General features: G+C 32.4%; 1 protein-coding gene. It reads left to right on the forward strand.

The features are described 5' to 3' along the window. Nucleotides 1-193: 193 nt before the first annotated feature. Nucleotides 194-318: DUF2922 domain-containing protein (locus ACVHXK_RS18785; RefSeq protein ID WP_461207934.1), on the forward strand; the 125-nt coding region annotated here is incomplete at its 3' end.

Consider the following 318-nt stretch of genomic DNA (forward strand, 5'->3'; position numbering starts at 1 on the left):
AATGCACAATTAAGATCAAAAGAAATTTGCAATGTGCAATTTGCAATTTGCAATTGTGGATGATTTTGCGAAGCAAAATCTTTGATTAATAAACAAATTAAAGATTCTAGACCAAAGGGAGAGAATCATCCTTAATTGTACATTGTGCATTGTGAATTGTGCATTATATTTTTAAGAAAGGAGGTGAAAAACTATGTCAAAGACTTTAGTTATGGGTTTTTTAACTCAATCAGGTAACAAAGCCAGTATGAGATTTAAGGATGTCAAAGAGGCTGTTACTGATGCTGAGATTTCAGCTGCTATGGATGAAGTTATTGC

It is taken from the genome of Clostridium sp. DL1XJH146 (assembly GCF_054819755.1).